This is a genomic window from Pseudomonas sp., assembly GCF_033723075.1.
In the GTDB taxonomy this organism is placed as follows: Bacteria; Pseudomonadota; Gammaproteobacteria; order Pseudomonadales; family Pseudomonadaceae; genus Aquipseudomonas.
On record NZ_JAWVXU010000020.1, the window covers coordinates 15,407 to 28,008 of the forward strand.

Annotated in this window: 10 protein-coding genes; 7 read left to right on the plus strand and 3 right to left on the minus strand. The window is 62.4% G+C overall.

Annotated features, from left to right (window positions below; genetic code table 11):
* Nucleotides 1-431 precede the first annotated feature (431 nt).
* From acs to argR, 7 genes are all read left to right on the plus strand, one after another.
* Nucleotides 432-2,387 (plus strand): acetate--CoA ligase, encoded by a 1,956-nt coding sequence (acs, locus tag R3355_RS19890; RefSeq protein WP_318962734.1) that lies wholly within the window; start codon nucleotides 432-434, stop codon nucleotides 2,385-2,387.
* Nucleotides 2,388-2,992: 605 nt separating this feature from the next.
* On the plus strand, nucleotides 2,993-3,772 hold the full coding sequence (locus R3355_RS19895; protein WP_318962735.1) for an ABC transporter substrate-binding protein: 780 nt from the start codon (nucleotides 2,993-2,995) through the stop codon (nucleotides 3,770-3,772).
* 117 nt (nucleotides 3,773-3,889) lie between these two features.
* Entirely contained in the window at nucleotides 3,890-4,579 is a 690-nt protein-coding gene (locus R3355_RS19900) for an ABC transporter permease (RefSeq protein WP_318947072.1), read from the plus strand.
* Between the two features lie 16 nt (nucleotides 4,580-4,595).
* Nucleotides 4,596-5,294, plus strand: a complete 699-nt coding sequence (locus tag R3355_RS19905) for an ABC transporter permease (protein ID WP_318962736.1) — start codon at nucleotides 4,596-4,598, stop codon at nucleotides 5,292-5,294.
* Between the two features lie 10 nt (nucleotides 5,295-5,304).
* Complete coding sequence (locus tag R3355_RS19910; protein ID WP_318962737.1) at nucleotides 5,305-6,417, plus strand: M14 family metallopeptidase; 1,113 nt, start codon at nucleotides 5,305-5,307, stop codon at nucleotides 6,415-6,417.
* A gap of 18 nt (nucleotides 6,418-6,435) precedes the next feature.
* Nucleotides 6,436-7,200: an ABC transporter ATP-binding protein gene (locus tag R3355_RS19915; RefSeq protein WP_318962738.1), complete on the plus strand. Its 765-nt coding sequence runs from the start codon at nucleotides 6,436-6,438 to the stop codon at nucleotides 7,198-7,200.
* A 153-nt stretch (nucleotides 7,201-7,353) separates the two neighbouring features.
* Nucleotides 7,354-8,334, plus strand: a complete 981-nt coding sequence (gene argR / locus R3355_RS19920; protein WP_318962739.1) for a transcriptional regulator ArgR — start codon at nucleotides 7,354-7,356, stop codon at nucleotides 8,332-8,334.
* 92 nt (nucleotides 8,335-8,426) lie between these two features.
* On the opposite strand, the gene R3355_RS19925 is transcribed toward argR, so the two are convergent.
* The 3 genes from R3355_RS19925 to R3355_RS19935 form a co-directional block, all read right to left on the minus strand.
* The gene (locus tag R3355_RS19925; protein ID WP_318962740.1) at nucleotides 8,427-9,884 is read right to left on the minus strand and encodes a DASS family sodium-coupled anion symporter; all 1,458 of its coding nucleotides are present in this window, start codon (nucleotides 9,882-9,884) and stop codon (nucleotides 8,427-8,429) included.
* Nucleotides 9,885-9,967: 83 nt separating this feature from the next.
* Nucleotides 9,968-10,816, minus strand: a complete 849-nt coding sequence (locus R3355_RS19930) for an ion transporter (RefSeq protein WP_318962742.1) — start codon at nucleotides 10,814-10,816, stop codon at nucleotides 9,968-9,970.
* Between the two features lie 211 nt (nucleotides 10,817-11,027).
* Nucleotides 11,028-12,479, minus strand: a complete 1,452-nt coding sequence (locus tag R3355_RS19935; protein ID WP_318962744.1) for an alanine/glycine:cation symporter family protein — start codon at nucleotides 12,477-12,479, stop codon at nucleotides 11,028-11,030.
* Nucleotides 12,480-12,602 lie beyond the last annotated feature (123 nt).

Consider the following 12,602-nt stretch of genomic DNA (forward strand, 5'->3'; position numbering starts at 1 on the left):
AGGGCGAGACTGGCTACGTTCGGATCCTGCGTGATTTGGATGTAAGTGGTTCTCCATTCCGCTTGCGGAATGTTTGGGTAGGCGGCCTCTCGTTAGGTCGCCTTTTTTTCGCCTGCAATCTACCCCGTCGAGCGTTTTGACGGCCGGTCAGCGACCCGATTGCGGTTGCAGCGGTGCCTGGCAGCTGGTCGTGCAACTGCTTTACTGAGAGGTTATGTAAAGACCCGCACCTACTGCGGCCGTCTCCAAGCGCCCGCGACGGTACTCGGTTTTTTCACAGCCGCTGAGGCATGCTTGCAACGCCTTTGCGGGCTGTCAGTGGTGCAAGACCATGGTTGTAGAGCGGTAATACCATGGTCGAATGGCCCTAGTAGGGGTATCTGGTTACAAAATGCCCCATAGAAAAACAACTACCCACCGAGGTCTATCCAATGAGTGCTGCGTCCCTCTATCCCGTGCGCCCAGAGGTGGCGGCTCAGTCGCTTACCGACGAAGCCACCTACAAAGCCATGTACCAGCAGTCGGTGATCAACCCCGACGGCTTCTGGCGTGAGCAGGCCCAACGTCTCGACTGGATCAAGCCGTTCACCAAGGTCAAGCAGACCTCGTTCGACGACCACCACGTCGATATCAAGTGGTTCGCCGACGGTACCCTCAACGTTTCCTACAATTGCCTCGATCGGCACCTGGAGGAGCGTGGCGATCAGCTGGCGATCATCTGGGAAGGCGATGATCCGTCCGAGCACAAGAACATCACCTACCGCGAGCTGCACGAGCAAGTGTGCAAGTTCGCCAATGCCCTGCGCGGCCAGGACGTGCACCGTGGCGACGTAGTGACCATCTACATGCCGATGATTCCGGAAGCGGTAGTGGCGATGCTCGCCTGTGCCCGTATCGGTGCGATCCACTCGGTGGTGTTCGGTGGCTTCTCGCCGGAAGCGCTGGCCGGGCGCATCATCGACTGCCAGTCCAAGGTGGTGATCACCGCCGACGAAGGCCTGCGTGGCGGCAAGCGCACCCCGCTCAAAGCCAACGTCGATGACGCCCTGGCCAACCCGGAAACTGCCAGCGTGCAGAAGATCATCGTGTGCAAGCGCACCGGTGGCGATATCAAGTGGCACCCGCACCGCGACATCTGGTTCGAAGACCTGATGGCGGTCGCCGGTAGCGTCTGCGCACCGAAAGAAATGGGTGCCGAGGAAGCGCTGTTCATCCTCTACACCTCCGGCTCCACCGGCAAGCCCAAGGGCGTGCAGCACACCAGCGCCGGTTATCTGGTGTATGCCGCGCTGACCCATGAGCGGGTATTCGACTACAAACCGGGCGACGTCTACTGGTGCACCGCTGATGTCGGCTGGGTCACCGGTCACAGCTACATCGTCTACGGCCCGCTGGCCAACGGCGCGACCACCTTGCTGTTCGAGGGCGTGCCCAACTACCCGGATATCACCCGCGTCGCCAAGATCGTCGACAAGCACAAGGTCAATATCCTCTATACCGCGCCGACCGCGATTCGCGCGATGATGGCCCAGGGCGATGCAGCCATGCAGGGTGCCGATGGCTCCAGCCTGCGTCTGCTTGGTTCGGTGGGCGAGCCGATCAATCCGGAAGCCTGGAACTGGTACTACAAGGCGGTCGGCCAGGAACGCTGCCCAATCGTCGACACCTGGTGGCAGACCGAAACCGGCGGCATCATGATCAGCCCGCTGCCGGGCGCGACCGCGCTCAAGCCAGGCTCGGCAACCCGTCCGTTCTTCGGCGTGCAGCCGGCGCTGGTGGACAACATGGGCAACCTGCTGGAAGGGGCCGTCGAGGGTAACCTGGTGATCATCGATTCCTGGCCGGGTCAGGCGCGTACCCTGTACGGCGACCACGACCGCTTCGTCGATACCTACTTCAAGACCTTCAAGGGCATGTACTTCACCGGCGACGGTGCCCGCCGTGACGAAGATGGTTACTACTGGATCACCGGCCGGGTCGACGACGTGCTCAACGTTTCCGGTCACCGCATGGGTACCGCCGAAATCGAAAGCGCCATGGTCGCCCACCCGAAAGTGGCGGAAGCCGCAGTGGTCGGTGTGCCGCACGACATCAAGGGGCAGGGCATCTACGTCTACGTCACCCTCAATGGTGGTCAGGAGCCTTCCGAGCAACTGCGTCAGGAATTGAAGAACTGGGTGCGCAAGGAGATCGGTCCGATCGCCTCGCCAGACGTTATCCAGTGGGCTCCCGGTTTGCCGAAGACTCGCTCGGGCAAGATAATGCGCCGCATCCTGCGCAAGATCGCGACCGGCGAATATGATGCGCTCGGCGATATCTCCACGCTGGCCGATCCTGGCGTGGTGCAACACCTCATCGAGACTCATCGCGACATGCAGGTCGCCTAACCGGCACCGGCAAACCGCGCCCCACCTCGGCCACGAACCGAGGTGGGGCGTTGTCGTTTGTGGCTGCCGGAATATCGGTAGGAGCGGGGGCGACGCCCAGTCCCATGTCCGCGAAAACTCTGCAAGACAAAAGCTTCGCGGGCATGGGCTAGGCCCCCCCGCTGCTCCTACGGGTTCAGCGTTGTCACCGAAAGGGTAACGCCGTGCGCGGTTTATGGGGTGCAGGGAAACGCTTTGCGCCGATTTGGTGCGGCTTTGAAAAATACAAATGACCTGAAAGGCCCGTGAATAAAGGGTTTTGCAAAATCAGGCGCAGTAATTGCTTGGCTAATAGGTTGTCTTTCCATTCTGTCCCTGCATATTTGTCGGGGGCTGTCAATACGTCCGCAGTGCCCGTCCGGGTCTTTTGTAATTACTTGTCGCATTGAAGAAATATCGACTTTCGACCTGTCGCTAGAATGCCGCACACCCAGCCGGAACTGCTTGTCTCTGTCTGTTGCCCAGCAAAGACGGCGACGTTCGCTGCAAGTTATCCGTGGCTGGAGGCATGTGTGCTCACAGGGTTACTGCCAGCCGCATCCATTCCCATTCGAAGGAGTCACAAGATGAAGAAGATTGCACTTCTCGGCGCACTGGCGCTATCCGTGCTGGCGCCGCTGGCCATGGCTGATGACAGCAAGCCCCTGCGCATCGGTATCGAAGCGGCTTACCCGCCGTTCGCCTACAAGACTCCTGACGGTAATATCACTGGTTTTGACTACGATATCGGCGTTGCCCTGTGCGAAGAGATGAAGGTCGAGTGCAAATGGATCGAACAGGAGTTCGATGGCCTGATTCCAGCGTTGAAAGTGCGCAAGTTCGATGCGGTGCTGTCGTCCATGTCGATTACCGAAGACCGCAAGAAGTCAGTGGATTTCACTGGCAAGTACTATGCAACGCCGGCCAAGCTGGCGATGAAGGCCGGTAGTGTGATCAACGATCCTTTGGTCGACCTCAAGGGCAAGAAAATCGGCGTGCAGCGCTCTTCGGTTTACGACCGTTATGCCACCGAGGTCTTCGTCCCGGCTGGCGCTGAAGTGGTGCGTTACAGCTCGCAGAACGAAATCTTCCTCGACCTGACCTCCAGTCGCCTGGACGCCACTCTGGCCGATTCGGTGAACATCGACGACGGTTTCCTCAAGACCGACGCCGGCAAGGGTTTCGCTTTCGCAGGGCCGGACTTTACCGATGTGAAGTATTTCGGTGAAGGCCAGGGGATTGCCGTGCGCAAGGGCGATACGGCCCTGGCCGACAAGATCACGGCAGCCATCGCCGCTATTCGGGCCAATGGCAAATACCAGGAAGTGCAGGACAAGTACTTCAGCTTCGACGTCTACGGCGACTGACTGCTGCAGGCAAGTCGTTTATCAGTGAGAGTGGCGCAAACAGGCCGGTAGCGCGCTTGTGCCACTTTTCCGTTGTGCTCCTCGGCGCCGCCCGGCGCCTGTATGAGGTACCAGAGCATGCTTGACGGCTACGGCTCGACCATTCTCGAAGGCGCCTGGCTCACCCTGATGCTGGCTCTGTCATCCGTTACGGTAGCCATCTTCCTCGGCTTGCTCGGTGCGGCGTTCCGTCTGTCGCCGATCAGGTGGTTGGCGATTCTCGGTGAAACCTACGCCACGGTGATTCGCGGCATTCCCGACCTGGTGCTGATTCTGCTGATTTTCTATGGCGGCCAGGACCTGGTGAACCGGGTGGCGCCGCTGCTGGGTTATGACGAATACATCGATATTAATCCGTTTATCGCCGGCGTATTCACCATGGGCTTCATCTTCGGCGCCTACCTGTCGGAGACTTTTCGTGGCGCCTTCATGGCCATCCCCAAAGGCCAGAGCGAGGCGGGCGCCGCTTACGGCATGAGTGGCAGCAAGGTGTTCTTTCGCATCCTGGTGCCGCAGATGATCCGTTTCGCCATTCCGGGCTTCACCAACAACTGGCTGGTGCTGACCAAGGCCACCGCGTTGATTTCGGTGGTGGGGCTGCAGGACATGATGTTCAAGGCGAAAAGCGCGGCCGATGCCACCCGTGAGCCGTTTACCTTTTACCTGGCGGTCGGCGCGCTCTATCTGGTGCTGACCAGCGTGTCCCTGCTGGTGCTGCGCTATGTGGAAAAGCGCTACTCGGTCGGCACCAAAGCCGCCGATCTGTGAGCATGGGAGCGAACGCATGATCTTCGACTACAACGTGATCTGGGAAAACCTGCCGCTGTATTTCAGTGGCGTACTGGTTACCCTGCAGCTTCTCCTTATTTCCCTGGCCTTCGGCCTGGCGCTGGCGATTCCGTTGGGGCTGATGCGGGTGTCCAAGTCGCCGCTGCTGAATTTTCCGGCCTGGCTCTACACCTATGTGATCCGCGGCACGCCGATGCTGGTGCAATTGTTCCTGATCTACTACGGCCTGGCCCAGTTCGAGGCGGTGCGTGAGAGTTTTCTCTGGCCGTATTTTTCCAGCGCGACCTTCTGTGCCTGCCTGGCGTTCGGCATCAACACCAGTGCCTACAGCGCGGAGATCCTCGCCGGCAGCCTCAAGTCGACCCCACATGGCGAGATCGAAGCGGCCAAGGCCATGGGCATGTCGCGGGGCAAGCTGTACCGGCGCATTCTCCTGCCGTCGGCATTGCGCCGGGCACTGCCGCAGTACAGCAACGAAGTGATCATGATGCTGCACACCACCAGCCTGGCGTCGATCGTCACCCTGATCGATATCACCGGCGCGGCACGCACCGTCAGTTCGCAGCATTACCTGCCGTTCGAGGCGTTCATCACCGCCGGGTTGTTCTACCTGTGCCTGACCTTCGTCCTGGTGCGCCTGTTCAAACATGCCGAGCGCCGTTGGCTGGCCTATCTGGCGCCACGCAAGACCTGAGGAGGCGAACATGCAACGGATCGATCATGTGCTGCCCTGGAACTGCCCCGGCACGGAACGGCGGTTAAGTGTATTCCGCTTTGGCAGCGGCCCGTGCAAGGCCTACATCCAGGCATCCCTGCATGCCGATGAGCTGCCGGGCATGCGGGTCGCCGTGGAACTCAAGCGGCGCCTGCACGAACTCGAAGCCCAGGGTCGCCTGAGCGGCGTGATCGAACTGGTGCCGGTCGCCAATCCGATCGGCCTGGGGCAGTTGTTCCAGGCGACCCAGCAGGGGCGTTTCGAGTTCGCCAGCGGCAAGAATTTCAACCGTGACTTCTTCGCCCTGGCCGAGGCCATTGCCCCGGCCCTGCAAGGCTGTCTGGGCGAGGATGGCCCGGCCAATGTGCGCTTGATCCGCTCGGCGATGCTGGCCGCGCTGGGTGTGCTGCCTGCGCCGGCTTCCGAATTGCAGGCCTTGCAGCGCCTGTTGCTCAAGCACGCCAGCGATGCCGATGTGGTGCTGGATCTGCACTGCGACTTCGAGGCGGTGGTGCATCTGTACACCCTGCCGCAGCAATGGGATCAATTGCGTCCACTGGCCGCCCGCCTGCAGGCCGGCGCGGTGCTGGTCACCGAGGATGGTGGGGGCAGTTCATTCGACGAAGCCTGCTCGCTGCCCTGGTTGCACCTGGCCCGGCAATTCCCCGAAGCGGCTATCCCGCTGGCGTGCCTGGCCACCACGGTCGAGCTGGGTGGCATGGCCGATACCGGCAAGGAGCAGGCCGTAGCCAGTGCCGAGAGCATTCTGGCGTTTCTCGCCGAGCAGGGCCTGATTGCCGGCGACTGGCCGGCGGCGCCCGAAGACAGCTGCGAGGCCACGCCTTTCGAGGGCGCCGAATATGCCTGCGCGCCGCATGCCGGAGTGGTGAGTTTTCTGCAGCCGGTGGGGGCGCGAGTCAAGATCGGCGATCCGCTGTTCGAGGTGATCGATCCGCTCAGCGATCGCCACAGCACCGTCTGCGCCTCGACCGATGGTGTGCTCTATGTTCGTGAACGGATGCGCTTTGCCCAGCCGGGTCTGTGGCTGGCCAAGGTCGCCGGTCGTACCCCTATTCGCCAGGGTCGCTTGCTCAGCGACTGATTCAAGAGAGTGGAAACCATGTACAAACTCGAAGTTCAGGATCTGCACAAGCGCTACGGCAGCCACGAAGTGCTCAAGGGCGTGTCCCTGGCGGCCAAGGCTGGCGACGTGATCAGCATCATCGGCTCCAGCGGCTCGGGCAAGAGTACCTTCCTGCGCTGCATCAACCTGCTCGAACAGCCCCACGGCGGCAAGATCCTGCTCAACGGCGAGGAACTCAAGCTGCTGGCCAACAAGGAGGGCGCGCTCAAGGCCGCCGACCCCAAGCAGTTGCAGCGCATGCGCTCGCGCCTGGCCATGGTGTTCCAGCATTTCAACCTGTGGTCGCACATGAGCGCCCTGGAAAACGTCATGGAGGCGCCGGTGCATGTGCTCGGTATCGCCAAGGCCGAAGCCCGGGAAAAAGCCGAGCATTACCTGAACAAGGTTGGCGTGGCTCATCGCAAGGATGCCTACCCGGCGCACATGTCCGGCGGCGAGCAGCAGCGCGTGGCGATCGCCCGGGCCCTGGCCATGGAGCCGGAGGTGATGCTGTTCGACGAACCGACCTCGGCCCTCGACCCCGAACTGGTCGGCGAGGTGCTCAAGGTCATGCAGGATCTGGCTCAGGAAGGCCGCACCATGGTGGTGGTCACTCACGAAATGGGCTTCGCCCGCGAGGTCTCCAACCAGTTGGTATTTCTCCACAAGGGCGTGGTCGAGGAGCGTGGCGACCCGCGCGAAGTGTTGGTCAATCCACAATCGGAACGCCTCCAGCAGTTTCTCTCTGGTAGCCTTAAATAACGCTATGCATCGGTTAGCCGATCGCAGGAGCGGTCCATGGCCGCTAAATTGGCGGCCAGATTGCTATCGCGGGCATGGCCCGCTCCTACGACAGTCGAAACTCTTATCCGTGTGACATGCCCTTAAATGCCTGCCAGAGCCTAAACTGCCCCCATGACTGCCCATCGAATCGGCTTCCTGCTTTGGCCCAACTGCAAGCCCCTGACCCTGGCGTTGGCCGAGGAGGCCTTGCGCGTTGCCCAGCGTGTCCACCCGGACGTGGTCTACGAACTGTCGTTCATCCAGGCCGAGCCCCCGGTCGAAGGTGCCTGGCGCCTGCCGGGTGAAGCCTGGACGGGCAGGCTGGATGGTTTGCACAAGCTTTTCCTGCTCGCCGACGAGCCCCCCGGGCCCATGCCTCTGGCCTTGTCCAGCGCGCTCAAGCAGCTGGTGCGTGCCGGTTGCGTGATCGGCGCGATATCCGCCGGGGTCTATCCCCTGGCGCAACTGGGCCTGCTCGATGGTTACCGCGCCGCCGTGCACTGGCGCTGGCAGGACGATTTCAGCGAGCGCTTCCCCAAGGTCATCGCCACCAGCCACCTGTTCGACTGGGACCGTGATCGCCTCAGCGCCTGTGGCGGGCTGGCCGTGCTCGACCTGCTGCTGGCTTTGTTGGCCCGCGACCATGGCGCCGAGCTGTCGGGCGCGGTGTCGGAAGAACTGGTGGTCGAGCGTATTCGCGAGGGCAGCGAGCGCCAGCGCATTCCGTTGCAGAACCGCTTGGGTTCCAGCCATCCCAAGCTGACCCAGGCGGTGCTGTTGATGGAGGCGAATATCGAAGAGCCGCTGACCACCGACGAAATCGCCCAGCACGTCTGCGTCTCGCGCCGCCAGCTGGAGCGCATCTTCAAGCAGTACCTGAACCGCGTACCCAGCCAGTACTACCTGGAACTGCGCCTGAACAAGGCGCGCCAACTGCTGATGCAGACCAGCAAGTCGATCATCCAGATCGGCCTGTCCTGCGGCTTCTCCTCCGGCCCGCACTTCTCCAGCGCCTACCGCAACTTCTTCGGTGCAACCCCGCGCGAAGACCGCAATCAGCGGCGCAGCAACAGCCCCTTCGAGCTGACCTCGGCGCCGGTCGAGCGCGGCTAGATCCGCCACCTTGGGTTAGGCGTGCCCCGTTGATTGCTTGCAATGCGCCAGCGGCACGCCGTTACCTACAATGGGCATCACGCCGCTGGCGTTCAATGACTCCAGATCAGCCCCACCAGCAGGTAGCTGACCAGGGTCACCAGCACCACGCCGATCAGGTTGAGGGCGAAGCCGGCCTTGATCATCGACTGGATGCGCATATGTCCGGTGCCGAAGACGATGGCGTTGGGCGGCGTCGCCACCGGCATCATGAACGCGCAACTGGCGGCGATGGCGGCGGGAATCGCCAGCAGTTCCGGCGGCATGCCCTGGGCCACGGCCAGGGCGCCGAGCAGCGGCAGGAAGGCTGCGGCGGTGGCGGTGTTGGAGGTTACTTCGGTGAGGAAGATGATCACCAGCACCGTCACGCCGATCATCGCCAGCATCGGCAAGGCGCCGAGCATGCCCAGGCTCTGGGCGATCCATTCGGCCAGACCCGTGCTGCGGATCACTCCGGCCAGGGACAGGCCGCCACCGAACAGCAGCAGTACGCCCCAGGGCAGCTTGACGGCGCTCTCCCAGTTCATCAGGAACACCCGCTGCCTGGCGTCCACCGGGATGATGAACAGCGCCAGGGCGGCGGCGATGGCGATACTGGTGTCGTTGACGCCGGGCACCTGCGCAGCGATCAGCGGCTGGAATACCCAGGCCTGGGCGGTGCAGAGAAATACCAGGGCCACCAGCTTCTCGCCGCGACTGAGGGGGCCGAGCGCCGCCAGTTCTGCGCGGATCAGCTGACCGCTGTCATGGCCGCTCAGCTTGAAACCGCCACGGGTCAGCCACCACCAGATCGCGGCCAGCATCAGCAGCGCTACGGGCAGGCCGATCAGCATCCATTGGCCGAAGCCGATCTGCACGCCGTAGCTGTCATTGAGAAAGGCCGCCAGCAGGGCGTTGGGCGGAGTACCGATCAGGGTGGCGATGCCACCGACACTGGCGGCATAGGCGATGGCCAGGAGCAGGGCGGTGGCGAAGCGTTCGGTTTCTTGGTCGGCGCAGTTGCGTTCGCCGGCCAGCAGGCCGATCACCGACAGGCCGATGGGCAGCATCATGATGGTGGTGGCAGTGTTGCTCACCCACATGCTGAGGAAGGCGGTGGCCAGCATGAAACCGGCGATCTGCCTGCTCGGCTGGCTGCCCATGGTCAGCAGGGTGAGCAGGGCGATGCGCTTGTGCAGGTTCCAGCGCTGCATGGCCAGGCCGAGCACGAAACCGCCAAGGAACAGGTAGATGGTCGGGTTGGCGTAGGGCGCGGTAGCCGCATTCAGGCTGTCGATGCCCAGGGCCGGGATCAGCAGAATCGGCAGCAGGGCTGTGGCGGGGATGGGAATGGCTTCGGTGGACCACCAGGTGGCCATCAGCAGGGTCAAGCCGACGGTGGCCCAGGCGCCAGTGGTCAGCCCGGCTGGCGGCTCACTGAGCAGGCAGACCAATAGCAGCAAGGGGCCGAGCAGCAAGCCGATCCAGGCCGCCTTGGCGGGGCCGGGCATGGGAGGAAGGGCTTCGTCCATGTGCAGTTTCCTCCAGATCCAAAGGCCGGCTTTGATCGCGCAGCCTGCAACCCGTGAGCACTGCGGCAGGCCCCCGGATTGCGTCAGCGTGAGTCGTCAGACAAGTCGGTTGGGCGGCCGAACAGCGGGCTGCCGCAGCGGTTGCAGAAGGCTGCGGCGCTATCATGCCGGTCTTTGTGGCAATGCGAGCAGTCATGTTCGAGTTGGCCATCGGTGCGCATCGCCGTGGCCAGTTCCGCGGTGAATATGCCGGTGGGTACGGCGATGATCGAGTAGCCGGTGATCATCACCAGAGTCGCCATGGCTTGGCCGAGCGCGGTTTTCGGGGTGATGTCGCCAAAGCCGACGGTGGTCAGGGTCACCACCGCCCAGTAGATGCTGATCGGGATACTGGTGAAGCCGTTCGCCGGACCTTCGATCACGTACATCAGGGTGCCAAACACCGTGACCAGGGTGGCGATGCCGACGAAGAACACGATGATCTTCTGCCGGCTGCCGCGCAGCGCGGTGAGCAGGAAGTTGGCCTGGCTGAGATAAGGTGCAAGCTTGAGCACGCGGAATACCCGGAGCATGCGGATCACCCGGATCATCAGCAGGTACTGGGCATCGGCGAACAGCAGGGCGAGGATCGCCGGCAGCACCGCCAGCAGGTCGACCAGGCCGAAGAAGCTGAAGGCATAGCGTAGCGGCTTGGGCGAGCAGTACAGGCGCGTGATGTACTCGATGGCGAACAGGACGGTGAAGCCCCATTCCAGGCCGAGCAGTTGCGCGCCGTACTGGCTGTGAATGCTGTCGATGCTGTCGAGCATCACCACGACCAGGCTGGCCAGAATGGCCAGCAGCAGGTAACGGTCGAAGCGTTGCCCGGCCGGGGTGTCGGTGTGGAAGATGATGATGTACAGGCGCTGACGCCAACTTTGGCTGCTTTCCATGGATAAAACCGGTGGAGTGGGAGCATGCAGCCTAAGCAGCTCGATGGGGCGATGGCAAGGCGAACGTGCCGGTTAGCGTGTCGCCGCCGACCCGGTGAGCATCGCTCTTGGCGAATGCCTGCGTGCGCGCAAACCGGATTCCGGGGCCGTCAAAGGCTTCGGCCGGTCTTGGCGGAGTTGCCCGCCTGTAGGCAGGCAACTGGTGGGCAGGTTAGGACGGCTGGGCCTTGGCTCCGGCGGTATCCGGCGTCTTGGATTCTGCGGTTTGCCCTTGTGGGATTGGCCAGGCCTGTGGGTCGATGTCCAGTTCGGGGAACATTCTTGGGTCGAAACTGGGGCTGACGATGCCAGCAGCACGCTGGCGTTCGTAGTCGCGCATCAGGCGCAGACCTACCTTGAGCAGCAGAACCAGGGCGATAAGGTTGACCAGGGCGAGCAGGGCCATGGTCAGGTCGGCGAAGGCGAACACTGTGTTGAGATCCTGCAGGGCACCCCAGAGGATCAGTGCCAGGGTCAAGAGGCGGAAGCCCGCAACTGCCATGGGGTTGTCCAGGCCCATGAAGCTCAGGCTGTTTTCGCCCAGGTAGTAGTTGTAGACCATCGACGTGAAGCAGAAGCAGAACAATGCCAGGCTGACGAAGGCACGACCCCACTCACCCACATGCTCAGCCATGGCCGCCTGGGTCAGGGCGATACCCCCTAGGCTGCCGCCCGGCTGGTAGGCCTCCGAAAGCAGCACGATCATCGCGGTGCAACTGCACAGCACCAGGGTGTCGATGAACACGCTGAATGCCTGCACGATGCCCTGGTTGACCGGGTGGGGTACTTCGGCCACAGCGGCCACGTTGGGTGCGCTGCCAAGGCCGGCTTCGTTGGAGAACAGGCCGCGCTTGATACCGTGCAGTATGGCCGCGCCGACCCCTCCACCGACGGCCTGTTCCAGGCCGAAAGCACTGTTGAAAATCATCAGCAATGCCTCGGGAATGCGCTCTACATGGCTACCCAATACGTACAGGGTCATGAGCAGATAGCCGAGGGCCATAACCGGCACGAGGATCTCGGTGAACCGGGCGATGCGCTGCAGACCTCCGAAGATGATCGCCGCCAGCAGGCCAGCGATCAGCGCGGCGCAAGCATAAGCGGGCAGACCGAGGGTATCGTTGAGTGAGGTGGCAATGGTGTATGACTGCAGGGCGCTGAAGCCGAAACCGAAGGTCACCAGCAGCAGGATCGAGAAGACCACCGCCAGCCAGCGCGACTTCAAACCGCGCTCGATATAGAAGGCCGGCCCGCCACGATACAGGCCGTTGCTACCGCGAACCTTGAAGGTTTGCGCCAGGGTGCATTCGAAGAAACTGGTGGCCATGCCGAGCAGGCCGATCATCCACATCCAGAAAACCGCCCCCGGGCCACCCAGGGTAATGGCGACGGCGACACCGGCGATGTTGCCGGCACCGACCCGCCCGGCGACGCTCAGGGTCAGGGCCTGAAACGAGCTGATCTGTCCTTTCTGGTGTTTGAAGGCGCTGCGCAGGATGCCGAACATGGCGGCGAAGTGTCTCAGCTGCACGAAACGGGAGCTGCAGGTGAATAGCAAACCGATGGCCACGAGGGTGACGATCAGTACCTTGCCCCAGAGCAAGTCGTTGAGGAGATTAAGCATGGCGAAGGTCTCTGCGATTGGAGTTGGGATTGTCGAGGCAGAACGATTCAGTTTCGGCTGGGCAGGTGCAGGGAACTGCAGGGCGCGGCCGGAGGCGTTGCGCTGGCGGGTTCTCGACGACCT